This window comes from Hydrogenophaga taeniospiralis CCUG 15921, from assembly GCF_001592305.1.
Classification (GTDB): Bacteria; Pseudomonadota; Gammaproteobacteria; order Burkholderiales; family Burkholderiaceae_C; genus Hydrogenophaga; species Hydrogenophaga taeniospiralis.
On sequence record NZ_BCWR01000006.1, the window covers coordinates 134,714 to 158,062 of the forward strand.

Genomic DNA, 23,349 nt, shown 5'->3' on the forward strand with positions numbered 1-23,349 from the left:
CCCCGGACGCGGCCGGGACCGCAATTGCCGTTCCACGTCCTGCAGCGGGCCGCCGCGGACCCCTGAAGCGGCGGCCCTCCGTGACGCTGTTCACGCCCGGCCCCCGAATGCGCGGGCGCTCCCGGGGTCGGCCCGGCCCGGGGTCGCCCGGCCGGGCACCGGGCCCCGGGCTGGCCCTGCGTTGCAGGGGAACAGCTGCGCCAAACTGGCACAAGCGAAGCGCCCCAGCGGGTACATCGCGGGGCTCAAACGGGGCCGCGCAAGGCCCCGAGCAGTACACACTTGGTATTACAAGCTGTCACATTTGGCGTGCTATAACCAATGCCTCGTTGGAGACCAGAGGTCGCTCGCTCACCCACCCCCACGGCGCCCAGCCTGGGCCGTCACGCCGCACAAGACCACAACAATCCATGAAGCGCGGCTTCTACACCATCATGACGGCGCAGTTCTTCAGCTCCCTGGCTGACAACGCGCTGTTCGTGGCCGCCATCGAACTGCTGCGCAACCGGCATGCGCCCGAGTGGCAGAGCGCGGCTCTGGTGCCGCTGTTCGCGCTGTTCTATGTGGTGCTGGCCCCGTTCGTGGGGGCCTTCGCCGACGCGCGACCCAAGGGCCAGGTCATGTTCATCAGCAACGCCATCAAGGTGGCGGGCTGCCTGCTGATGCTGGTGGGTGTGCACCCACTGCTGGCCTATACCCTGGTGGGCCTGGGGGCCGCCGGCTATTCCCCCGCGAAGTACGGCATCCTCACCGAGCTGCTGCCGCCCTCGCAGCTGGTCAAGGCCAACGGCTGGATCGAGGGCCTGACCATCGCCTCCATCATCCTGGGCGTGCTGCTCGGCGGCCAGCTGGTGGCGCCCTGGGTGTCCTCGCGCCTGCTCGCGATCGATCTGCCGGGCCTGCACACCGGCATCCACCACCCGGCCGAGGCGGCCATCGGCGCGCTCATGGTGGTCTACGCGCTGGCGGCCTGGTTCAACACCCGGATTCCGCTGACCGGCGTGACGCCACGCGCCATGCCGCGCAACCCGCTGGCCCTGCTGCCCGACTTCTGGCGCTGCAACAGCCGGCTCTGGCGCGACCACCTGGGCCAGATCTCGCTGTCCACCACCACCCTGTTCTGGGGCGTCTCGGGCAACCTGCGCTACATCGTGCTGGCCTGGGCCGGCGCTGCGCTGGGCTACAGCACCACCCAGGCGTCCAGCCTGGTGGGCGTGGTGGCACTGGGCACGGCTGTGGGCGCGGTGGTGGCGTCGATGCGCATGCGGCTGGACCAGGCCACGCGGGTGATGCCGCTGGGCATCGCCATGGGGGTGCTGGTGATCCTGATGAACTTCATCGACAACGTCTGGGTGGCCGCGCCCTTCCTGGTGCTGCTGGGCGGCCTCGGCGGTTTCCTGGTGGTGCCGATGAACGCCCTGCTGCAGCACCGGGGCCACAACCTGATGGGCGCGGGCCGCTCGATCGCGGTGCAGAACTTCAACGAACAGGCCTGCATCCTGATCCTGGGCGCGCTCTACAGCTTCTCCACCGCGGCCGGCCTCTCGGCCTTCGCGGCCATCACCATCTTCGGCCTGGTGGTGGCCGGCTTCATGTGGGTGATCATGAAGTGGCACCAGCACAACCTGCGCCACCACCCCCACGAGCTGGAACGCCTGATGGAAATCGCCCGCCGCGACGACCTGCACGGCTAAGCGGCACGGGCCGCCGGGCTCAGAGGCTGGGAGTTTTTCGGGCGTGTCCGAGCAACGCGCCACAACGCGCCCGATCAAGGCGCAAAGCACAGCCATAGCTCGGGCTATGGCGCGCATTTGCAACGCGGAGCGGGTGCGTTTTGGCGTGGTGAGCGGGCATGAGCGAAAGACTCTCAGCCTCTCAGAACCCGATGTTGGTCGGCTGGAAGTCTTTCATGCTCACCAGCCGGTGCCGGGCCAGCACCTTGTACAGATCGGCCTCGTTCACCGCACGGGGCAGATAGGCGTCGCTGCCGGCCAGGCCCGCCTTGATGCGGTCCATGCTGCCCGCCGTGGGCGCGAACATGATCACCACCGGGCTCTGTCCATCGGCCAGCTTGCGCTGCTTGGCGCCCCGGCAGATCTGGTAGGCGTCGGGCTGGCCGTTGAGGCGGTCGATCACCACCACCCGGTAGGTGTTGGCCTGCAGCAGGGCCAGCGCCTGGGGCGCCTCGCGCGACCAGTCGATCGTGAGCCCGTATTTCTTGAAGCGCTTGTGCAGGATGCGGCCTTCGACCAGGCTTTCGGCCACCAGCAGCAGGTCGTTGCGCGGCAGCTCGGGCAGCGCCGCCGGGGTCTTGCCACGGGTGGACTTCGACGCTCGCGCCGTTGCCGCGCGGGGCGCCGAGGACGCCCCGGGCAGCTCTTCCAGGCCGCCGAAGTCGGACAGACCCATCACGCCGGGGCGGGCCGCCCGCGCCGATTCCGCGGCCGTCGGTGCGGCGGGCCGCCGCACCATGACGCGGGTCGGAGGGAACTCGGTGGCGTCCAGGCGGCGGGCCGCCGGTGCCCGGGCCGCGGCGTCGCCGATGCGCACGCCCACCAGGGCGTCGAGCAGGCCCAGCACCGACACCAGCTTGACCGGCTTGCGCTGCAGCGGCCAGCCGGTGCCACCGTCGCTGTGCCCCACCAGCAGCACCTGGCCCGGCAATCGGGCCTGGCGCACCAAGTGCAGGGCCTGCATGTTGTCGGCGTTGACGATCAGCAGCTGCGCGTCCGCCACGTCGGCCTGCACCCGGTACTCGGGCGGGCGCCGCGCCGCGAGCCGGAAAAACGATTCGAAGGTGGTGGACTCGCTGTCCGTGAAACCCACCAGAGCCACTGAGTAACTATTGGCCATGAAGCACCCGAAAACGCATACCTAGGAATTAGATTTTTTGAGGAGTATGCCGGTTTTGGTGAGCCCCCCGGGGTAGTGGAAACGTCATCCCTCGCCAGCGTGACCGATTTCCCCTGTGCGTGGCGGGCCTGCACGATCTGCCATAGTGAAGCCCTTCTTACAGGAGTGCCCACATGTCCAGCATCTACGACTTTGAAGCCCGGTCCATCGACGGCGAGCTGGTTCCGCTGCAACAGTTCAGGGGCAAGCCGCTGCTGATCGTCAACACCGCCAGCGCCTGCGGTTTCACGCCGCAATTCGGCGGCCTGGAACAACTGCACCAGGCTTACGGCCCGCGTGGCCTGGTGGTGCTGGGCTTCCCGTGCAACCAGTTTGGCCAGCAGGACCCCGGCAGCGACGAGGAGATCGCCACCTTCTGCCAGCGCAATTTCGGCGTCACCTTTCCCATGATGAGCAAGATCGACGTCAACGGCCCCGAGGCCCATCCGCTCTACCAGTGGCTCAGCGCCGAGGCGCCCGGCCTGCTGGGCAGCAAGGCCATCAAGTGGAACTTCACCAAGTTCCTGGTGGGCAAGGACGGGCGCGTGCTCAAGCGCTACGCCCCGCAGGACGCGCCGCAGAAGCTGGCCTCGGACATCGAAGCGGCCCTGCTCTGACCCCGCCGCGCAGCCAGGCGCCGCCCGCGCCCTGAGCCTGCCGCGCGCCCCTTTTCAAGCCTCCGGATCCCGTGCGCCCAGCGCGCCGGGAGGGGCAATCCTGCGCGCCAACCACACCGCGAACCCGTCAAGCATTAAAGCTTTATTAAAACACTAGGGATTACAGGCAAAACAACAACGAATTGTTACAGAAACTTAAATTTCCCACAACCTGGCGAAACACCATGATATTTTCCCAATTGCAACCGTTTGTTTTGAGCTTTTCTCCACCACCAGCCCGATTTCCCGCACCGGCCGCGCGCCCCGGTGCATGGCTGGACACCGGAGCCGCCTGAAGCGGCCACGCCACCGCCCCGAGGGTCTGGTGGCCCCGCGCGGGGTCGACGCCTCCCCAGGAGAGCCCAGAAGAGCCGGTCAAAGGCATTGAGGTGGTCCCACCAGACCACCGGTACCCAGGTTGGGACCCGTGTCGCGATCCCCCGTTGCAGGCCCCATCGACAACCACAGCGCAACCGTTCCATGCGACACAGCCGTCTTCTGTCCACCAACGCCACGTCCCAGCTGGGCCCCCAGTTCGCCGTGTTGCGTCTGCGCTCCTGGCCCGATCTGCGCCACGTCTCGGACCGCCTGACCCCCGACGTGATCCGCATCTGCGCCCTGCTGGCGATCCGGCCCACGGGCGCGCCCCTGATCCACCGCCTGCTGGACATGCCGCGCGAACGTGCCCAGCACGTCGTGGACATGCTCTACCTCCACGGGCATCTGAGCGACGGCGCCCCGGCTGCCCCCCTGGAAAAGAAGGAAGAAGCCCCGGCCATCGCGGCGCCCGGGGTCCAAGCGCCCAAAGAGGTTCCCCCTTCGGTGACCGGTTTTCTGGATCGTTTCCGGAAAAAGCTGCTGCCCGCCGGAGCGCACTGAGGTGGAGTGCTCCGTTCTGTTCATGGGCCCGGTGGGCGCCGGCAAGAGCATGGCCGTGCAGACCCTGTCGGACATCGACGTGCTCGACACGGACGAGCGCGCCACCGACGAGACCGCCGCGTACAAACAGAACACCACCGTCTGCATGGATGCCGGGGTGCTGGAGCTGGGTTCCGGCGACAAGGTGCGGCTGATCGGCGCGCCCGGCCAGGACCGCTTCGACTTCATGTGGGACATCCTGCTGCAACAGGCCCGCGCGGTCATCCTGTTGCTGGACCACAGCCGGGTGAGCCGGCTGGAAGACCTCGACCATTTCATGGACCGCCTGGGCGAGCGTCTGGTGGGTCGCAAGCTGCCCCTGGCCGTCGGCATCACGCATGTCGAACTGCTCCCGGAGCTGTCGCTGGGCATCTACCGCCGTCGCCTGCGGGAACGCGAAGACAGCTTCCCGGCCTGCGTGGTGCCGGTGCTCCCGGTCGACGCCCGCGAAAAAAAGGACATGCAGACACTGGTGCTCACCGTGGCGGCCATGCTCGAAATGATGCACCGCTATGGTTAATGTGTCCCTGCGTCTGCGCGGATTCGGTCTGGCCTACGACGACCGCGTGGTCTTGCGCGGCATCGACCTGGATGTGCCCGCGCAAGGCTGCACCGTGCTGCTCGGGCCGGCCGGCACAGGCAAGTCGTCGCTGCTGCGCACCCTGGCCGGGTACAACGACAACAACCCCAGCCTGCGTGTCTGGGGCCAGCTGCAGTACCAGGGTGCCGCCCGCACCCCCGACCACCAGCCGGCGCTGGTGGTGCAGAAGGCCCAGTTGCTGGTGTCCACGGTGCTGGACAACCTGCTGAGCGGCCTGCCCGACCGCTCCCGGCTGACGCGCGCGCAGCAACTGGACCGTTTGCGACAGATAACCGGGGAGTTGCACCAGGCGTGGATCATGGACCGCCTGCACACCTCGGTCCTGGACCTGAGCCTGCCGCAGCAGCGGGTGATCGCCATCCTGCGCGAGTTCCTGGGCCGGCCGGCCCTGCTGATGCTCGACGAGCCCACCACCGGCCTGAGCGACGACGAGGCCGACGGCCTGGCGGACTTCATCGAAGACATCGGCCGCCAGCAGGCCATGCTGCTGGTGCTGCACCACCTGCGGCTGACCCGCCGGCTGGCCCAGCATGTGGTGCTCATCGCGAGCGGCCGGACCCAGGAAAGTGCACCCACCGAGCGCTTCTTCGACCAGCCGCAGAGCGAGGCCGCCTGCCAGTTCATCCGCACCGGTTCCTGCCCGGAGTTTTCGCCTGCGCAGGAGGCGGATGCCCTTCCCGATGAACCCGCGGCGCCACCCCGGACCCCCTGCCTCTCCACGCTGGTCAGCGCGGCGAGCGGCCCACGCGGGTTCGCCTGGCTGCTGCCCGGGCGACTGGCGGGCACGCCATGGCCGGGCCTGATCCGGGAGACCGAAGACGATCTGGGCGCGCTGCGCCACGTGGGCGTCACCCGGCTGGTGAGCCTGACCGAGCAGGCGTTTCCAGAGGCGCTGGCCGCGCGCTTCGGCCTCCAGTGCGCCAGCCTGCCCATCGCCGACATGCAGGCGCCCACCCTGGCCCGCGCGGCCGCCCTGTGCAACGACATCGACCACTGGCTGCGGGCGGGCGAGGTGGTTGCCCTGCACTGCAAGGCCGGCCTGGGCCGCACGGGCACCCTGCTGGCCGCCTATTGGCTCTGGCAGGGCAATGGCCAACGCAGCGCGCTGGAGAGCATCGACCGCATCCGCCGGCTGGACGCCGCCATGATCCAGGCCCCCTCACAGACCGCATTCCTGTCTGGCTTCGCCGACTTCCTCAGCCGGCGACCGTATCCCCCCCTCACGACCTTGGGTAATGGTCGATTCCACAAAAACGATTCCCCTGAAAGGAAATTCCCTCATGAACAAACTTGACGACACCCTGCAACGCGCCATGACCGGCATCCCCGAATGCCTGGCCGCTGGCATGGTGGACCTCGCCTCCGGCATGGTGCTGAGCATCAAGACCGTCGACTCCCACCCCTCCGAGGTGTTCGACATGCTGGCCGCGGCCACGTCCGACCTCTTCCAGGGCCCCAACGTCGTGGCCATCGAGAAGGTGTTCAAGAAGTCGCGCGGCCTGCCCGAGAGCGTGGACCACCACTACTTCCAGGAAATCATCGTCAACAGCGAGAACCTCATCCACGTGTTCCTGCGCAGCAAGCGCCAGCAACAGGTGGTCTGTTTCGTCTGCCGCAAGGGTGCCAACCTGGGCATGGTGCTGACCAAGGCGCGCTCGGCCATGCCGGCCGTCGAAGCCGCGCTCTGATCGGGTCAGGACGGCCCATGAACACCCTGTTGACCCAAGACGCCCTGGCCAGTCGGGCTCGGGGCGTCCTGCGCAGCCTCCACGCCGGCCTCGCCGAGGTGGAGGCCTCGGCGGTGGTAACCCGCGACGGCTTCACCATCGCCTCGCTGCTGTCCACGGGCACCGACCCGGACCGCTTCGGTGCCATGTGCGCATCGCTGCTGGCGCTGGCGGCCCGTGCCAGCAGGGAAGTGGACCGCGGCAATCTGCGCCAGATCATTCTGGACGGCCAGCAAGGCCCGCTGTTGCTGACCCACGGGGGCGACTCGGCCGTGCTGGCCGTGGCCGCCACCCCCCGCGCCAACCTCGGGCGCCTGATTCTCGAGACCCGCCGGGTGGCGACCGATCTGGCGACCCTCTGGGCGCAGGCCTGAGTCCGCTATGAACCCGATCCAGTACCAGGGGCAGTCCCTTCGCTGCCGAGAAGACGAAAGCCTGCTGGACGCCTTCGTGCGCACCGGCGTGGCGATCGACTTCTCGTGCAAGAGCGGCGTCTGCCGCCGCTGCCTTGTCAAGGTGCTGGACGGGGCGGCGCCGGCCGAGGCCGCCCGCTCGCTGCCCACCCATCTTCAGTCGGCAGGCTATGTGCTGGCCTGCCAGTGCAAGCCCTCCGGCCCCCTGAGCCTGGCGCCCAAGTCGCCCGCGGACATGCTGACGCAGTGCATGCTGGTGCGGCGCGAGCACCGGCCCGACGGCAGCTCCGTGCTCGGTTTCGAGGCCGCCACCGAACTGGCCTTCACCGTGGGTCAATCGGCCCAGCTGTTCGACGGCCCGTTCTCTTCCCCGGTCACCGTCCGCCTGACCGGGCGGGACGAGGCCCAGGGACTGATCCAGGCCGAGGTGGCGCACGATGTGCTGCCCCAGGCCGCGTTTTCCGATGACGCGCTATTCGGCGCCGACTTCCAGCTGCGCGGACCGTTCCCGCTGGAGCCCGAAGACGAGGCCCTGTTGCCCGAACCCGATCTGGCGCTGTGGCAGCTGCTGGAGCACGGCCGGCTGGTGCGGCGGGTGCTGGAGGCCTTCTACCAGAAGGTGTACGCCGACCCCCTGCTCCAGCCCTTCTTCGAGCGGGTCTCGATGGAGCGGGTCATCGGCAAACAGTATTCTTTCCTCATGCAGTGCATGACGGGCGACAACGTCTACATCGGCGAGCGCCCGAAAAATGCCCACCACTGGATGGTCATTCCCGACACGCTGTTCGAACACCGCCAGCGCCTGATGGCCCAGGCGCAGCGCGAACAGGGCCTGACGCCGGAGCAGATGGCCGGCTGGAGCCGCTTTGAGGAACACTTCCGCGCCGACATCGTCAAGCACGCGCCCTGGCCCAGGCGCATGGGCGATCAGATCATCGAAACCGAGCGCTACGACAGCGTCACCCTGGACGAGGGCACCGTCTGCGACCACTGCGGCGCCGAGATCGCCGCGGGCAGCACCGTGCGTTTCCACCTCCGGCTCGGGCAGGTCGGCTGCCCGAGCTGCGAGCGCGGCTGAACCGCTTTCACCCATGCCCCTCAGCGCCCGGCGACACCGATGAACCCGCCCGCCCGCCACCTGCACGTCCGGCCCCAGGGCATCACCGAGTGGATGACGCTGGCGCCCGATGCGCGGCGGCCGGATCAGCGCCTGTTCCGGGCCCTGTTGCGGCAGTCTCACGACACCACGGTGGTGGACGTGGGGCGGCTGAGCCAGAGCAGCGGCCTGTCGCGCAGCGAGGTGGCGCGCTCGTTGTTCGGCCTGCATCGGCTCGGCAGCATCCACGTGTCCGTCGACGCACCAGCGGTGCCCCACGCAACGGGCCACCCGGCCGCGGACATCCACCAGCAGTTGCAACGGCTCTGCGGCGACACGGCCGGCGCGGCCGTGCTGGCCGACCCCGATGGCCTGTGCCTGACGAGCCATGGCGTGGCGCACGAGCACGCCCAGGGCCTGGCCGCCGGGTTCGCGCACTTTCGCCATGCCATGGTCCGGGCCATGCCGCTCTACATCGGACGCCGGCCCTGCCGGCTGCACATCACCTCTTCGGCGCTGGTCGCCCACGAGGCCCTCGTGGGCCTGGTGCGAAGCCTGCACACGCTGCTGGCGGACTAGGATGAAACACCCCCCGCGCCGCTTCGCGTCACCCCCCTCAAGGGGGGCGGCACTGGCCGTCCGGCAAAGCCGGCCCGGCGGTGCCTCTGGGTGGCGTTGTTTCATGCGTCGCGGGTGGCGCTCCGGCGCCGTGGAAAACTGACATGCCCGAGATCCAGGACATCCTTGACCAGATCACCGAATGCCCCGGCAACGCCGGCGCGGTGCTGGCCACCGCCGATGGCCTGCTCATGGCGTCCGCGGGCGCCTTGCACGGCGACGTGGCCGCCGCCGCCGCCGCAAGCCTGGCGCTGGCAGGGCAAGAGGCGCTGGCGGCACTGGGGGAGCGACCCTGGGCCGAGCAGTTGATCTGGTCCGACACCCAGGTCTGGTACCAGACCCAGTTGCGCGGCACCCACGTGCTGCTGCTGGTGAGCGACGACCACGGCCACGCCGGCGCGCTGCGCTGGACCGCGCGGCGCATGGCGCAGCAGCTGGAGCCCAGCCTGCTTCAGCTGTGACGCCGCCGCGCTATGGATGCTCGGCCTGGTACTGCCGCAGCAGGTCGGCCAGCGTCTTGCCCGGCTCGTCCGCGTAGCGGCGCGGCAGCGGACGCACGCTCTGGATGCGGTCGGCGCGAAAGCTGCGAAAGGCCTGCCGGGTTTCGCACCAGGCCGCCAGCGTCCACACCTTGCCCCAGAAGAAGCAGCCCAGCGGCCACACGGCGCGGGTGCTGGGCTGCTCGTTCACGTCGCGGTAGTCGAGCTCCAGCACCGTGCGCGTCTGCGCGGCCTCGCGCAGCACCTGCAGCACCCGGGCCACGCCGGGTTTGAGCCCCAGCGGTGGCACCAGCAGCGGCATCTTCTCCACCTCGGTGCGCACCACCCCGGGCAGCACCGACAGCACGCGCGACATGGCGTCGCCCGCGGCCAGCGCCAGCGCCGGGTCCAGCCACTGCTGCGCGATGCGCGTGGCCACGGCCAGCGCACGGGCCTCGTCGGCTGTGAACATGAGCGGTGGCAGATCGAAACCGCGCCCGAACCGGTAACCCACGCCGGCCTCGCCCTCGATGGGCACACCCTGCGCCTGCAGGTCGGCCACGTCGCGGTACACGGTGCGCGGCGACACCTCCAGCCGCCCGGCGAGCCAGGCGGCGGTGGACAGGCGCCGGCCACGGATCAGCTGCACCAGGGCAAAGAGGCGGTCGGCGCGTCGCATGCGGCTCAGCCCAGGCCGGGCGTGGGCCGCAGACGCGCGCGCTCTTCGGCAGAGAGCACCGTGGGCTCGGCCACCGGCGCCCCGGAGGCGGTGAAAAACGGCGTGTCTTTGTAGCGCCCCGACAGCCGGCTGCCCAGCACCATGCCCAGGATGCGCAGCACCGCGCCGGCCATGCCGAAGGCCCGGGGCTTGGGCTCGCCGATCGCGCTCGCGGTGTTGGCGCTCGCGCGCACCGGGCCGAACGCGGCCTCCAGCGGCGCGCTGTCCAGGCACTGCGCCAGCAGGCCGGTGAACGGCATGGCGCGGCTGCTCATGGTGTTGCCCACCGGGGTGCGGCAACACGCGGCGTACCAGCGCAACATGCCTTGGTCGGACAGGCGCATCACCGCCAGCTGCGCCGCGCCCTGGGTGATCCGGATACGGTGCGGCGCGAGCTGCACCACGTCCGAACCGCCTTGCGCGTCGAGCACCTGGTCGGGCGAGCCCAGAAACCGCGCAAAGGCCTGGCAGTCCTGGCAATAACACCGCATGCGGTTGCTGAGGCCGCTCAGTTCGACCTGGCCTTGCAGCGCGCCGCAGCGGCAGCGCAGGGGATGGACGACAGGGGGCATGGGGGCTCCGGGAGTGACGGGTGGCGCTTATTGTGCGGTGGCCTTGAAGCCCCCGGGAGCGTAGCCGCGCCCGCGCAGCGCGTGCTCGGCGCTGGCAACCGCGATCCAGTGGCGGGGCTTGTGCTCATGAGGACCGATACCGTTTTTATTCACAGCGGTATCCGTTTTCATGGTGCCGGAGCGCCACCCCTTCGCATGCAACGGTGCAGCCCAGGGCACCGCCGGGCCGGCTTTGCCGGACGGCCAGTGCCGCCCCCTTTGAGGGGGTCGCGCGCAGCGCGGCGGGGGTGGGCCATGTCATGCCAGGGCATGCAGGCCGACGCGGTTGCCTTCGCTGTCGATGATGTGGGCGAAGACCCCCATGCCGTCGGGCAGCGTCACCTTGGGCTGGGCGATGCTGCCGCCAGCGGCGGGCACCCGCGCCAGCCAGGCGTCGATCGAGGGCGCGGCGTTCAGGTACACCAGGGTGCCGCTCGCGGCGGGCTTGAAGTCCGGGTGTTTCATCAGGGCGCCTTTGACGTCCTGTTCGCCGCCCACGTCAAAAACCCCCAGCTCCTCGCCCGGCCCGCCAAAGGCTTCGCGGCGCAGTGCGCGGCCGGTGAGGGTGGCGTAAAAGCGCAGGGCGCGGTCCATGTCGGACACGGGAATTTCAAACCAGTTCAGGGCATGTGCCATGGCAATCTCCAGAGGGGTTGTTGAACAAGCCCCGCATTCTGTGGACCCCCTGCTGACAGCGCTGTGTCAGCAGGCTGTCATGCCCGGTTGAAAGCGGCTGCCAGCCTCTCAGATCCAGCGCAGCAACCAGCCCGCCACCAGCGGCAGCGCCACCGCGCTGAACAACGCCGTGAGTCCCATGGCCAGACCGGCGAAAGCGCCCGTTTCTTCGCTCACCAGAAAGGCCCGCGCGGTGCCGATGCCGTGTGCCGCGGTGCCCAGCGCGAAGCCCCGCACCGACGGGTCCTGGATGCGCAGCGCGTCCAGCACATGGCGCGCGCTGGCCGCGCCCAGCACGCCGGTGCACACCACCAGCACGGCCGTCAGCGTGGGCAGGCCGCCGATCTTTTCCGAGATGCCCATGGCCACCGGCGCGGTGACCGACTTCGGCGCCAGCGAGGCGATGGTGGCTTTGCTCGCACCGAGCGCCCAGCCCACACCGATGGCGGTGGCCGTGGCGGCCAGCGTGCCCACCACCAGCGCCCCCGCCATGGGCAGCCACAGGCGCTTGACCCGCGCGAGTTGTTCGAACAGCGGCACGGCCAGCGCCACCGTGGCCGGCCCGAGCAGGAAGTGCACGAACTGCGCGCCTTCAAAGTAGGTGGCGTAGGGCGTGGATGTGGCCCACAGCAAGGCGCCCAGCACGATCACCGAGGTCGCCACCGGATTGGCCAGCGGATGAAAGCCGCTGCGCCGGTACAGCAGGAACGCGCCCTGGTACACCAGCAGCGTCACCGTGAGCCCCAGCAGCGGTGTGGCCGAGAGGTACACCCAGACATCGGCCAGCCGCCCCGCCGCCACGCTGGCGAGCGGCAGGCCTTCGTTCACGGAGCCTCCTGGCGGGAGCGCGGTGGCGCCGTGCGCTTCATCAGCCAGGCCATGGTGAGCGCCGCGCTGGCCAGGCCCACCAGCGTGCTGAGCACCAGGGCCACGCCGATGGCCAGCACCTCGTCGCCCAGGCGCTGCAGGTGCAGCATGACGCCCACGCCCGCGGGCACGAACAGCAGCGAGAGGTGTTGCAGCAGGGTCTGTGCGGTGGGCTTCAGGCCCGTGAGCAGCGCAGGCCGCGCCACCAGCGCGAGCAGCAGCAGGGCCATGCCCACCACCGGCCCGGGCACCGGCACCGCCAGCGCGCGCACCAGCGCCTCGCCGAGCAACTGGAACACGAGCAGGGTGGCGAACGCGGGGATCATCCGTGGATCAGAGCAGCTCTTTCGGGATGTTGCCGCCGTTGGCCGCGATGTGGCCCAGCACGTTCTTGTGCAGCCACATGTTCATCTGGGCGGAGTCGGCCATCTTGTCGTCGGGGCAGTAGAGCTCCTTGGCCAGTTCCTTGCGCGCGGCCAGGCTGCTGTCCAGGCCCAGCAGCTTGAGCAGGTCGACGATGGAGGTCTTCCAGTTGAGCTTTTCCGGGTGGTGGGCGGCCTTCTCCGTCAGCAGGGCGACCACGTCCACCATGGCAATGGGGTTGACCACCGGCTCGGCCGGCGCGGACGCTGCCACCGGGGCGGGTGCGGCGGCGGGCGCCGGTGCAGCGGCGGCAGGCGGCGGGGTGATGACGGGTGCTGCGGCCGCTTCTTTCATGCCCAGCTTTTCCAGAATGTTGCTGAAGAATCCCATGATCAATCCTTTGATGGCGTCGTGAACAGAAGGCGCTGTACCGGACGCCGACGGCAACGCGCCCCCAGCTTATAGGCTGCGCGTCCCACCGGCATGACACCCCGGTGAATATTCACGCGCCGCAGCGGCGCCCAGGCGTGCGAAAGTGCCGCCCGGTGTCAGGCCAGCGCGTCGTCCAGCAGCTCGACCCAGTGCCTCACCGGCGTGGCCGTGCCGCTCTGCAGGTGGGTGATGCAGCCGATGTTGGCGCTGGCGATCACCGCCGGTTGCAGCTCGCCGAGGTGGCCGAGCTTGCGGTCGCGCAGCTGGTAGGACAGCGTGGGGTTGAGCACCGAATACGTGCCGGCCGAGCCGCAGCACAGGTGGGCCTCGTTCCTCGCCACCTGCACCGTGAAGCCCAGCGCGGCCAGGTGCTGCTCGACACCGCCCTTCAACTGCTGGCCGTGCTGCAGCGTGCAGGGCGGGTGAAAGGCGATCAGCTTCTGCGCGTCGGGCTGTTGCGCCAGCTTCGGCCGCAACACTGGCACCAGCGCGGGCAGCAGTTCGCTCAGGTCCCGGGTGAGCGCGCTGATGCGCGCGGCCTTGTCCGCGTAGGCCGGGTCGTCGGCCAGGATGTGGCCATATTCCTTGACCGTGACGCCGCAGCCCGAGGCGTTCATGACGATCGCTTCCACACCACGCTCGATGTGCGGCCACCAGGCGTCGATGTTGGCGCGCATCTGGGCTTTGCCGCCGTCCTGGTCGTTCAGGTGGAACTTCACCGCGCCACAGCAGCCCGCCTCGGGCGCGACCACGGTCTGGATGCCGGCGGCGTCGAGCACGCGCGCGGTCGCCGTGTTGATGTTGGGCATCATCGCCGGCTGCACACAGCCCGCCAGCATGAGCACCCGGCGCGCGTGCGTCTGCGTCGGCCAGCGTCCGGCGTCCTGCTTGGCGGGTACCTTGTTTTTCAGTGAGGCGGGCAACAGCTCGCGCACCAGCTGGCCGAGCTTCATGGCCGGGCCGAAGGCGGGCGAGGTCAGGCCCTCTTTCAGCAGCCAGCGCACCGCCGTTTCGCCCGCCGGGCGCGGCACTTTTTCGTCCACGATCTTGCGGCCGATGTCGATCAGGTGGCCGTAGTCCACGCCGCTGGGGCAGGTGGACTCGCAATTGCGGCAGGTGAGGCAGCGGTCCAGGTGCAGCTGCGTCTTGCGCGTGGGCTCGGCGCCTTCGAGCACCTGCTTCATCAGGTAGATGCGGCCCCGCGGGCCGTCCAGCTCGTCGCCGAGCAACTGGTAGGTCGGGCAGGTGGCGGTGCAGAAACCGCAGTGCACACACTTGCGCAGGATGGCCTCGGCCGCGCGGCCATCGGCGCGCTGCTGGTATTCGGGGGAGAGGTTGGTTTGCATGTGAATTCAGCCCATTGAAACCTGGCGCCGGGCCGCCCGAAGCCGGGTCTGCACCCTCTGGGGGAGCAGCGCCCCGCGCAGCGGCGAAGCGTGGGGGCTCATGTTCTTCCGGGGTTGAAGATCCCCGCCGGGTCGAACTCGGCGCGCAGGCGCTGGGTGATCGCCGTGAGGGCCGGGCTTTCGCTGTCGAAACGCGGCACGCCGGGCGCGCCGTCGGCTCCGGCGCGGAACAGGGTGGCGTGGCCGTTCACGGCCGCGGCGGCGCTGCGGATCTCGGCGGCGGCCGAGGCCGGTGCCCACAGCCAGCGCTGCGCGCCTTGCCACTCGATCAGCGGCGCGTACGGCAGCGCGATGACCGGGGCGGTCTGCGGCACGGAGAGCCGCCACAGGCAGAGGTCCGCCGATGGTGCCGTGAAAAACGGCAGGCGCTGGTCGCGGCAGGCGGCCCAGTCGGGTCCGGCCTGGGCGTTGTCCATGCGGGTGCCACCGGCCTCGCGCATCAGGCGCTCGCAGGCGGCTTCCACCGCCGCCACCGCGCCGCGCAGGCGCAGGAACAGCAGCTCGGGTGCGTCGCTGGCTGTTGTGTCACGCACCCAGCAACTGGCATTGAGCGGCAGAGGCTGGCCGCCCCAGCGGTGCAGCTGTTCGAGCGCGTCGTGCTGGCCCATGGCAAACACGAGCGTGGCTTCGGCCGGTGCCACCGGCAGCACCTTGAGGCTGATGTCGGTGATGACGCCGAGCGTGCCCATGGCGCCGGCCATGCCGCGGCTGACGTCGTAGCCGGCCACGTTTTTCATGACCTGGCCACCAAAGGTGAGCCACTCGCCACGGCCGTTGATGAACTGGAGGCCGAGCAGGAAGTCGCGCACGCCGCCGGCCGTGGCGCGGGCCGGGCCGGCCAGGCCCGCCGCCACCACGCCGCCGATGGTGGAGGCGGCGCCGAAGCGCGGTGGATCAAACGGCAGGCACTGGCCTTGTTCGGCCAGCGCGGCTTCCAGTTCGACCAGCGGTGTGCCGGCCCGCACGGTGACCACGAGTTCGCTGGGCTCGTGGCTGACGATGCCGGACCAGCCGGTGGTGGACAGGCGCTCACCGTCGGTGGGCTGGCCGTAAAAGGCCTTGGTATCGCCTCCGGTGATGCGCAGGGGCTGGCGGGCGGCCGCCGCGGCCTGCACCTGCTGGATCAGGTCGCGCGGGGAGTCGGTGGGGCTGGAGGTCATGGCCGCCATGGTAGCGGCCACCCCCTGCGCGGCAGTTGAATTTTTTGCACGCCGCGCTGCAAATGCGCCGCGCCGTGGCAAACAGGCGGTCTACCGCGTGAAGCCCAGGCACGCGCCCGCGTTGGGCCGGCCCTTGCACTCACGCCGCAGGCGCTTTTCCCGTGCGGCGGGGGTTTCGCTGGAGGGCGCGTTGATGAAGCTGACCTTGGCAGGGACCTTTTTGCCCCCGGTGCCCGATGGGCTGGCGCTGGCGGCGAAGGCCGCCGCGCCAGGCAGGGCCAGGGCCCCGAACAGAGCGGCAGCGACGAGCGGGCGCGCCATGGCGCGCGTGAATGGCTGGGACATGGTTTCCTCCTGCATGTTGTGATGAATGTCCGGCGAGGATCATACGCAGCGCGCCATAAAAAAACCCCGCGTGCCGGGCGGCAACGCGGGGTGAACATCCAAAGGAAACTCTCAAAAACGTCGTGGCGGCTTCATCCAGAAGGCATGTTGCGCGCCACGTCGGCCAACCGCGCGAATCAGCGGTTGTAGGCGGTCTCGCCGTGGGAAGAAATGTCCAGACCTTCGCGTTCCTGCTCTTCGGTCACACGCAGACCCACGGTCAGGTCGACGATCTTGAAGGCGATGACGGAGACCACACCCGACCACACGATGGTGATCAGCACGGCCTTGGCTTGCGTCCAGACCTGGCCGGCGATGGTGTACGCATCGGGAGCGACCATGGCCACCGTGGTCCAGTCGGCCACCAGCGAGGGGCCACCCAGATTCGGGGAGTTGAACACGCCGGTCAGCAGGGCACCGATGATGCCGCCCACGCCGTGCACACCGAACACGTCCAGCGAGTCGTCGGCACCCAGGATCTTCTTCAGACCGGTCACACCCCAGAGGCAGGCGAAGCCGGCGATGAAGCCGATGATCAGCGCGCCACCCACACCGACGTTGCCCGCAGCGGGGGTGATGGCCACCAGGCCGGCCACGGCACCGGAAGCGGCACCCAGCATGGAGGCCTTGCCTTTGGCCAGGGCCTCACCGATGCACCAGGCCAGCACCGCGGCGGCCGTGGCGATGAAGGTGTTGATGAAGGCCAGGGCGGCGAAGCCGTTGGCTTCCAGAGCGGAGCCGGCGTTGAAACCGAACCAGCCCACCCACAGCAGCGAGGCACCGACCATGGTCAGCGTCAGGCTGTGAGGCGCCATGGCTTCCTTGCCGTAACCGATGCGCTTGCCAACCATGTAGGCACCGACCAGACCCGCCACGGCGGCGTTGATGTGCACCACGGTGCCGCCGGCGAAGTCCAGCGCGCCCATTTGCCAGATGAAGCCGGCCTTGCCGTTCATCTCATCGGCCACAGCGGCGGCGGAATAAGCGTCCGGACCCATCCAGAACCAGACCATGTGGGCGATCGGGGCGTAGCTGAAGGTGAACCAGATGGCGGTGAACAGCAGCACTGCGCTGAACTTGATGCGCTCGGCAAAGGCACCGACGATCAGCGCGCAGGTGATGCCGGCGAACGTGGCCTGGAAAGCGGCGAACACGATCTCGGGGATCACGACACCCTTGCTGAAGGTGGCCGCGTTGGCGAAGGTGCCGGCGACGTTGTCCCAGGTGCCCTTGAGGAACAGCCGGTCGAAGCCGCCGATGAAGGCGTTGCCTTCGGTGAAGGCCAGGCTGTAGCCGTAGATGGTCCACAGCACAACGATCATCGAGAACGTCACCATGACCTGCATCAGCACGGACAGCATGTTCTTGCTGCGCACCAGGCCGCCGTAGAACAGGGCCAGGCCAGGCACGGTCATGAGGATGACCAGCAGCGTGGCGACCATCATCCAGGCGGTGTCGCCTTTGTTGGGCACAGGTGCCGGTGCGGCTTCGGCAGGAGCGGCTTCAGCGGGCGCTGCAACGGCAGCGGCCGGGGCCTCGGGAGCAGCGGCCGGTGCAGCAGCGTCGGCAGCCGGTGCGGCCGGGGCCGCTGCTGCGTCGGCGGCGGGCGCCGTGGCAGCGGCCGGGGCCTCGGTGGTTTGCGCCAGGGCGTTAAGTCCGCCGAATGCCAGGCCAGCGCCCAGCAACAGGGTTGCAAGTAGTTTTTTCATGTGCGTGATCTTTCTTGTGCTCGGGCGTTGATCAGAGCGCTTCCTTGCCGGTCTCGCCGGTGCGGATGCGAACCACCTGTTCCAGGGAGGTGACGAAAATCTTGCCGTCACCGATCTTGCCGGTGCGTGCGGCGCCTTCGATGGCCTCGATCACGCGGTCCACCAGGTCGTCGGACACGGCGGCCTCGATCTTGACCTTGGGCAGGAAATCGACCACGTATTCCGCGCCGCGGTACAGCTCGGTGTGGCCCTTCTGGCGGCCGAAGCCCTTGACTTCGGTGACGGTGATGCCTTGCACGCCCATGCCGGAGAGCGCTTCGCGCACTTCGTCCAGCTTGAACGGCTTGATGATGGCTGAAACCATTTTCATGCTGTGATTCCTCTACTAGTACAGGGTGCTCAGACCGGGTGGCCGACACCGGGGGTGACACGGGCAATGCCGGCCGGGACGGCTGACACCACTTTGGATGCGGACTGTTTCGTGGGAACTCCACGCCTTTGATTCAATCGCTTACAGCCCCAAGCATGTACCGTGCCAGGCGCAGGGCAGCCCCACCCGGCGGGCTGTCGCGAAAACACCGCGCCCGGACGGCCCTGCGCGGCGGTACGGCGGTGCCTGTGCCATGATGAAAGCGTTGGCTTGCGTGCGATCTGTCACTCGAAAAGCGCAAGCACCAAAGCTGTGCATCACCATCTGCGGGTTTTCCCGGGAAAACCGGGTGTCGAATGCACCGAAAAAGGGAGGAAATATCAATGAGTCTGTCATTGGTGCACAGCCGTGCACTGCTGGGCCTGGAAGCCCGTCCGGTCTGCGTGGAAGTCCATCTGGCCAATGGCCTGCCCAGCTTCACGCTGGTGGGCCTGGCCGATACCGAGGTGAAGGAAGCGCGCGAACGGGTGCGCTCGGCCATCGCCAACGCGGGGCTGGAGTTCCCCTCGACCAAGCGCATCACCGTCAACCTCGCCCCGGCCGACCTGCCCAAGGACTCGGGCCGTTTTGACCTGCCGATCGCGCTGGGCATCCTGGCCGCCAGTGGCCAGATCAGCGCCGCGCGCCTGGCCGGCTGGGAATTCGCCGGCGAACTCTCGCTGGGCGGTGAGTTGCGCCCGGTGCGCGGCGCATTGGCCATGAGCCTGGCGCTCCATGGTGGTGCACACGCCACCGAAGGCCCTCCGGCCCGCCTGGTGCTGCCGCCCGACAGCGCCGAAGAAGCCGCGCTGGTGCCGCAGGCCCAGGTCTACCGGGCGCGCCACCTGCTGGACGTGGTGCGCCAGTTCCTGCCCGAAGGCGCCGCCGCCGCAGAGCCCGCGGACGACGACGGCTGGGCCCGGCTGATGCCGACCCAGGTGGGCCAGGGCCCGTCCTACGCCGACCTGGCGGACGTGAAAGGCCAGGCCGCGGCCAAACGCGCGCTGGAGATCGCCGCCGCCGGGGGCCACAGCGTGCTCATGGTGGGGCCGCCGGGCTCGGGCAAGTCCATGCTGGCGCAACGCTTCGCCGGCCTGCTGCCGCCCATGAGCACCCGCGAAGCCTTGGAATCGGCCGCCGTGGCATCGCTGGCCGGGCGCTTCGCGCTGGCGCGCTGGGGCCAGCGCCCGACCTGTTCGCCCCACCACACGGCCAGCGCGGTGGCGCTGGTGGGCGGGGGCTCACCGCCCAGGCCGGGTGAAATCTCGCTGGCGCACCACGGCGTGCTGTTTCTGGATGAATTGCCGGAATTTCCCCGGGCGGCCCTGGAGGCCCTGCGCGAACCGCTGGAAAGTGGCCACATCCGCATCTCGCGCGCCGCCATGCAAAGCGAGTTCCCGGCGCGCTTCCAGCTCGTGGCCGCCATGAACCCCTGCCCCTGCGGGTTTCTGGGCCACCCCACCCGGGCCTGCCGCGACACGCCCGACCAGATCTCGCGCTACCAGGGCAAGCTCAGCGGCCCGCTGCTCGACCGCATCGACCTGCATGTTGAAGTGCCGGCCCTGCCCAGCGACGACCTGCTGCACGGCGCGCTGGGTGAGAGCAGCGACACGGTGCGTGAACGGGTGCAGACCGCGCGCGACCGCGCCCAGCAGCGCCAGGGCCACACCAACCAGGCCCTGGCCGGCCAGGCGCTGGACGAGCACCTGCAGGCCGACGCCACCGCCCTCAAGTTCCTCAACACCGCCGCCGCCCGGCTGGGCTGGAGCGCCCGCAGCACCCACCGCGCCCTGCGCGTGGCGCGCACCATCGCCGACCTCGCGGGCAGCGATCTGGTGGGGGTCGGCCACGTGGCCGAAGCGGTGCAGTACCGGCGGGCGCTGCGCTCAGGGGGTTGATCCGTCGGCGACGTCCGGCTGAACAGAGGGGGCAGGTGTTTGATCGGACGGGGCCCCATGACGCCGGACAAAGGTGACCTTCGCGCGCTCGGAACGCAGGAGGTAGATGCACCCGACCAGCGCGAGCACCTGCGCTGCCACGTCCAGCGCCAGCTTCTTGGCGTCCACCGAAGCGTCCCCATAGGCGAACGCGGTCAGTGCAATGACCATCGCCACGACGCCGACCACACCTTGCAGCCAGAAAGTCACCCGGGGAACACTGGATCGGCGGCCGAAATACAAAGCCAGCTGCACCACGTAAGGCGTCAGCAGAAGCAAGAAAGCCCCCACCGAAAAAAGATCAGTCCAGGTGGACCCCGGTTGGTAGCCCGGCGCGCCTGCGGACTGAAGAATGGCCCGGACATCGCCCAGAACCACCGACATGAACGGCCACGATTCTTTCAGCGCACTGGCCAGGCTCAGCGCCAGAAAGATGCCGAACGCGAGCGCCCAGCCCCTCAACGGTTGGCCAGAAACGGAAGGCTCCGTCACGACCTGCCGGGGGTTGTAGCGGTACAACTTGCGAGCGATCCCGTAGCAGGCGGCGCTCAACAACAGGAAATAGAGCGCCACGGGCCAGCCGAACGAGTCCAGCCGGACGAACGCTTCGGTGTCGGCCGGTGGGGGCTCGGCAGCCGCTGGCGTGTAGGTGAGCTCCAACCACATGGCCGTGCGCGCGTCCTCCAACTGTTTCACGTAGTCGACCATCTCCTCGGCCTTGACGTGGTCCCTCAACGACACATAACGGCTGACCTGCGTGAGCAGGCGCGGCGTAGTCATCAGCGTGTAGGTGAACTCGAACGCCGGGTGACGGATCTCCGCATGATCGGGTTCCACGCGCCAGTCCTCGGGCAGGAGCACCTCCGTGACGCTGTCAACCTCCACGACGTGACCGATGGCCAACGGCGCGTTGCGCACCCGTTCGCCCGGCTCGCGCAGCTGGCTGAGCATGTCGGGATTCTTGATCCTGGCCTCCAGTTTGCCGGGCTTGTCGCCTTTGGCCCAGAAGTCCGCGATTCGGTACCGTTCCACCACCTGGATGGCATTGGTCTGCTGGTTGTCGTCAACGGTCATCGGGCCTTCGGCCACGAGGCCCGGGTAGTAGCCGGCGTAGAAGTTCACGTACTGGCGCTGCAGCTCTTCCCGATTGCTGCGGGACATGTCATCGCGCATCCGTTCAGCGCTCAGGCCTTGCAACTCGGTGGTGATGGTCACGGTGACAGGCTGGCCAATTCCCTGGGTCGCGTCGAACACCGTGTTGACATTTCGCGTGGATCGCGTCGCGTCGCTGCGCGGCATGGGTTCCAGGTCCTGGGTGGCCGGATCGACGATCAGTGCGTATCCGAAATAGGGTTGGGAGATGGCGTCCAGCCGTCCCGTCTGCGGATACCGCGTCGGGTCGATCCAGTAGCTCTGGCCGTTGACCTGCACCCGCACCAACACGTGGTCAAAAGCGCCCGGTGACGGGATGCGCTGCATCAGCCCCTCCCGAAGGCGGGTGTTGACCAGCGCGGCTCGCGCCTCGATGCCCAGCGCCTTGAGCATCGTCAGCGTCAGCAGCGTCTTGTCTTTGCAATCACCGAAGCGGCGCGCCATCACCGTGCGGGGCTGGCTGGGCGTGTAGGAGCCCACGCCAACGTCCACGCTCAGGTACCGGATGTTCTTCTGCACGTACTGCAGCACTGCGGTCACTTGGTCATCCGGCTCGGAGAACGTCCGCTGGATGCGCTCGACTTCTTCGCGCAATTCGCCGCCGGGCAATGCGGGCGGCGCATACAACGGCACCGCCCAGTGACTCACCTCGGACCAGTCCCGGAACGAGCTCCACTGCACGTAGGGATAAGGATCGAACCACACCGGCGCATCGTCACTCAAGCGCAGGCCCGGCACATCCTTGGCCACCCATTCGTATTGCCGCACGCCGCCCTGCTCGCTCTCGACCGCGGGTTCGCTCAGGTTCATGTTCTTGAACGTGATGGGGCGTTTGGCCGGCCACAGCAGGCGCATGTACAAGGCATGCACGGGGTCTCGCCATTGCATGTCGAAGCCACCAAAGTGGCCACCCTTCATGCTCGGATGCACGCCACGAACGGTATAGGCGTACTCCACGACATCGCCCACCCGCACATCCTGGACCAGAAGGCTCGCGGTCAAGCGGCCATCCAGGATCAGCGCCTCCAGCTCCTTCTCTCGCTGCAGGGTGCGGATCGGCACGGTGGCCAGTTGGGAAATGACCCGGCCATTTCGATGCACCGCGAGGGTGTGCAGCTGCAGTCGCTGGAACGTGGGGTCGAAGTCAATATCGATGCTCGCCGCATGCTCCATGCCTTTGTCGTTCACCACCTTGATCGCAAACCGGTTGAACTGTTGCCGCTCGTTGCCAGCGACCCGGGTCTGCCGATCGACCAACAGGTAGTACACGCCGCTGCGAATCTGCTCCACCGGAGCGGATGCATCCGCCTCCAGCTCGATGGGCTTGACCCAGGCGGGCGTCGGCCCTTTCGATGGTCCGACAAGGGCGGCTGCGTGGCACGAGCCCATCGCCAACAAGGCCACCAGCGAAAGGCCCAGCGGGCGCGTCAGCAACCGGCGCAGGCCGCGCGCATGTGCTGCCAGATTCGACCAACCCATCAAGATGCTCCCTGAATGCTGCGCACCAACACCGGTGCGCAATTTGTAATGAATTGTATTCAGGCGGATTTTCAGACGGCCGGCGCAACGGCAGGACCGTCGACCCAGCCTCTCACGGCCACCGGCCGGAGAACATGCGCGCGAACGTCAGACCGTCATTTCAAGACGGCATGGGGCGGGATCGTCGTCCCGGCCAGCTCCACGCCCGACGCCACCGGCTCGCCGACCGGGGACGCCACCGCCACCCGAGACGCCGTTGACGCGGCTTTCCCGCGGTTCGTGCCGAACCACCAGCCGCCCGCCGCGGCGCTCGCCAGCACAAGGCCCACCAGCACGAGCCGGCCGGCGTTCGACCGCCGGGCCACGGGCGTGGCCTTGCGGCTGGGTGCCGCCAGCGAAGGGAGCAGGGAGGTGCGACAGGTCCGGCAGGCCGTGGCGGCCAGCGGGTTCTTGGACTGGCAGGCCGCGCAGGTCTGGAACAGCCCTTCGGCCTGGGCGGGGGCCTGGGGCTCATGGCGCGGGGCCGCCGTGGGCCTGGCCCCCAGCGAAGTCCCGCAAGCTTGGCAGAACCGCGCCCTCTCCCCGTTTTCCGCCCCACATGCTGCACACACCGCCATGAATCACCTGTCGATTGAGAAATGCTTGCC

At 68.7% G+C, this 23,349-nt stretch carries 26 protein-coding genes; 11 read left to right on the top strand and 15 right to left on the bottom strand.

Going from position 1 to position 23,349, the window contains the following annotated elements; genetic code table 11:
- Positions 1 to 410 precede the first annotated feature (410 nt).
- Positions 411 to 1,694, top strand: coding sequence for a lysophospholipid transporter LplT (gene lplT, locus HTA01S_RS09685; protein ID WP_068170046.1), 1,284 nt, complete (start codon positions 411 to 413; stop codon positions 1,692 to 1,694).
- 181 nt (positions 1,695 to 1,875) lie between these two features.
- On the opposite strand, the gene HTA01S_RS09690 is transcribed toward lplT, so the two are convergent.
- Positions 1,876 to 2,853, bottom strand: coding sequence for a response regulator (locus tag HTA01S_RS09690; RefSeq protein WP_157572041.1), 978 nt, complete (start codon positions 2,851 to 2,853; stop codon positions 1,876 to 1,878).
- A gap of 173 nt (positions 2,854 to 3,026) precedes the next feature.
- Between HTA01S_RS09690 and HTA01S_RS09695 the strand changes: the two genes are divergently transcribed.
- The 9 genes from HTA01S_RS09695 (at position 3,027) to HTA01S_RS09735 (ending at position 9,382) form a co-directional block, all read left to right on the top strand.
- Positions 3,027 to 3,509 carry a glutathione peroxidase gene (locus tag HTA01S_RS09695; RefSeq protein WP_068170053.1) on the top strand — a complete coding sequence of 161 codons (483 nt, stop codon included), beginning with the start codon at positions 3,027 to 3,029 and terminating at the stop codon, positions 3,507 to 3,509.
- A gap of 519 nt (positions 3,510 to 4,028) precedes the next feature.
- Positions 4,029 to 4,427: a hypothetical protein gene (locus HTA01S_RS09700; protein ID WP_068170055.1), complete on the top strand. Its 399-nt coding sequence runs from the start codon at positions 4,029 to 4,031 to the stop codon at positions 4,425 to 4,427.
- Position 4,428: 1 nt separating this feature from the next.
- Positions 4,429 to 4,986: a GTP-binding protein gene (locus tag HTA01S_RS09705; RefSeq protein ID WP_068170058.1), complete on the top strand. Its 558-nt coding sequence runs from the start codon at positions 4,429 to 4,431 to the stop codon at positions 4,984 to 4,986.
- Complete coding sequence (locus HTA01S_RS24665; RefSeq protein WP_084235994.1) at positions 4,979 to 6,361, top strand: phosphatase domain-containing putative toxin; 1,383 nt, start codon at positions 4,979 to 4,981, stop codon at positions 6,359 to 6,361. The genes HTA01S_RS09705 and HTA01S_RS24665 overlap by 8 nt, the downstream gene beginning before the upstream one ends.
- Entirely contained in the window at positions 6,348 to 6,755 is a 408-nt protein-coding gene (locus tag HTA01S_RS09715) for a hypothetical protein (protein WP_068170060.1), read from the top strand. The genes HTA01S_RS24665 and HTA01S_RS09715 overlap by 14 nt, the downstream gene beginning before the upstream one ends.
- A gap of 17 nt (positions 6,756 to 6,772) precedes the next feature.
- Positions 6,773 to 7,168: a roadblock/LC7 domain-containing protein gene (locus HTA01S_RS09720; RefSeq protein ID WP_068170063.1), complete on the top strand. Its 396-nt coding sequence runs from the start codon at positions 6,773 to 6,775 to the stop codon at positions 7,166 to 7,168.
- A gap of 7 nt (positions 7,169 to 7,175) precedes the next feature.
- A complete protein-coding gene (locus HTA01S_RS09725; protein WP_068170066.1) occupies positions 7,176 to 8,285 on the top strand; it encodes a 2Fe-2S iron-sulfur cluster-binding protein in 1,110 nt (369 codons plus the stop codon).
- Positions 8,286 to 8,324: 39 nt separating this feature from the next.
- Positions 8,325 to 8,882, top strand: coding sequence for a hypothetical protein (locus tag HTA01S_RS09730; protein ID WP_068170069.1), 558 nt, complete (start codon positions 8,325 to 8,327; stop codon positions 8,880 to 8,882).
- A 143-nt stretch (positions 8,883 to 9,025) separates the two neighbouring features.
- Complete coding sequence (locus HTA01S_RS09735; RefSeq protein ID WP_068170071.1) at positions 9,026 to 9,382, top strand: roadblock/LC7 domain-containing protein; 357 nt, start codon at positions 9,026 to 9,028, stop codon at positions 9,380 to 9,382.
- 10 nt (positions 9,383 to 9,392) lie between these two features.
- On the opposite strand, the gene HTA01S_RS09740 is transcribed toward HTA01S_RS09735, so the two are convergent.
- The 12 genes from HTA01S_RS09740 to glnK all read right to left on the bottom strand — a co-directional run bounded on the left by HTA01S_RS09740 (position 9,393) and on the right by glnK (position 18,095).
- Complete coding sequence (locus HTA01S_RS09740; protein WP_068170074.1) at positions 9,393 to 10,079, bottom strand: helix-turn-helix transcriptional regulator; 687 nt, start codon at positions 10,077 to 10,079, stop codon at positions 9,393 to 9,395.
- Positions 10,080 to 10,084: 5 nt separating this feature from the next.
- Positions 10,085 to 10,690 (bottom strand): DUF6151 family protein, encoded by a 606-nt coding sequence (locus HTA01S_RS09745; protein WP_218017332.1) that lies wholly within the window; start codon positions 10,688 to 10,690, stop codon positions 10,085 to 10,087.
- Positions 10,691 to 10,717: 27 nt separating this feature from the next.
- Positions 10,718 to 10,861, bottom strand: a complete 144-nt coding sequence (locus tag HTA01S_RS25210) for a hypothetical protein (protein ID WP_157572042.1) — start codon at positions 10,859 to 10,861, stop codon at positions 10,718 to 10,720.
- Positions 10,862 to 10,987: 126 nt separating this feature from the next.
- Positions 10,988 to 11,365, bottom strand: coding sequence for a VOC family protein (locus tag HTA01S_RS09750; protein WP_068170077.1), 378 nt, complete (start codon positions 11,363 to 11,365; stop codon positions 10,988 to 10,990).
- A 108-nt stretch (positions 11,366 to 11,473) separates the two neighbouring features.
- Complete coding sequence (locus HTA01S_RS09755) at positions 11,474 to 12,232, bottom strand: LrgB family protein (protein ID WP_245638047.1); 759 nt, start codon at positions 12,230 to 12,232, stop codon at positions 11,474 to 11,476.
- A complete protein-coding gene (locus tag HTA01S_RS09760) occupies positions 12,229 to 12,597 on the bottom strand; it encodes a CidA/LrgA family protein (protein ID WP_068170080.1) in 369 nt (122 codons plus the stop codon). Before HTA01S_RS09760 ends, HTA01S_RS09755 begins: the two co-directional genes overlap by 4 nt.
- 7 nt (positions 12,598 to 12,604) lie before the next feature.
- Positions 12,605 to 13,024 carry a DUF3597 domain-containing protein gene (locus HTA01S_RS09765; RefSeq protein ID WP_068170766.1) on the bottom strand — a complete coding sequence of 140 codons (420 nt, stop codon included), beginning with the start codon at positions 13,022 to 13,024 and terminating at the stop codon, positions 12,605 to 12,607.
- Positions 13,025 to 13,182: 158 nt separating this feature from the next.
- Positions 13,183 to 14,412 carry a glycolate oxidase subunit GlcF gene (glcF, locus tag HTA01S_RS09770; protein WP_068170082.1) on the bottom strand — a complete coding sequence of 410 codons (1,230 nt, stop codon included), beginning with the start codon at positions 14,410 to 14,412 and terminating at the stop codon, positions 13,183 to 13,185.
- 98 nt (positions 14,413 to 14,510) lie between these two features.
- The gene (gene glcE / locus HTA01S_RS09775; protein WP_068170085.1) at positions 14,511 to 15,641 is read right to left on the bottom strand and encodes a glycolate oxidase subunit GlcE; all 1,131 of its coding nucleotides are present in this window, start codon (positions 15,639 to 15,641) and stop codon (positions 14,511 to 14,513) included.
- An 81-nt stretch (positions 15,642 to 15,722) separates the two neighbouring features.
- Complete coding sequence (locus HTA01S_RS09780) at positions 15,723 to 15,977, bottom strand: hypothetical protein (RefSeq protein ID WP_245638048.1); 255 nt, start codon at positions 15,975 to 15,977, stop codon at positions 15,723 to 15,725.
- Positions 15,978 to 16,153: 176 nt separating this feature from the next.
- On the bottom strand, positions 16,154 to 17,725 hold the full coding sequence (gene amt / locus HTA01S_RS09785) for an ammonium transporter (protein ID WP_068170087.1): 1,572 nt from the start codon (positions 17,723 to 17,725) through the stop codon (positions 16,154 to 16,156).
- A 31-nt stretch (positions 17,726 to 17,756) separates the two neighbouring features.
- On the bottom strand, positions 17,757 to 18,095 hold the full coding sequence (glnK, locus tag HTA01S_RS09790) for a P-II family nitrogen regulator (RefSeq protein WP_056264790.1): 339 nt from the start codon (positions 18,093 to 18,095) through the stop codon (positions 17,757 to 17,759).
- A gap of 383 nt (positions 18,096 to 18,478) precedes the next feature.
- On the opposite strand from glnK, the gene HTA01S_RS09795 reads away from it, so the two are divergent.
- Positions 18,479 to 20,032, top strand: coding sequence for a YifB family Mg chelatase-like AAA ATPase (locus tag HTA01S_RS09795; protein ID WP_068170090.1), 1,554 nt, complete (start codon positions 18,479 to 18,481; stop codon positions 20,030 to 20,032).
- Here the strand turns inward: HTA01S_RS09795 and HTA01S_RS09800 are convergent.
- Together HTA01S_RS09800 and HTA01S_RS26260 are read right to left on the bottom strand one after the other, a co-directional pair.
- Positions 20,021 to 22,702, bottom strand: a complete 2,682-nt coding sequence (locus HTA01S_RS09800; RefSeq protein WP_068170093.1) for a DUF3857 domain-containing protein — start codon at positions 22,700 to 22,702, stop codon at positions 20,021 to 20,023. The genes HTA01S_RS09795 and HTA01S_RS09800 overlap by 12 nt on opposite strands.
- Positions 22,703 to 22,857: 155 nt before the next feature.
- Positions 22,858 to 23,319: a double zinc ribbon domain-containing protein gene (locus tag HTA01S_RS26260; RefSeq protein ID WP_084235995.1), complete on the bottom strand. Its 462-nt coding sequence runs from the start codon at positions 23,317 to 23,319 to the stop codon at positions 22,858 to 22,860.
- Between the last annotated feature and the right edge of the window lie 30 nt (positions 23,320 to 23,349).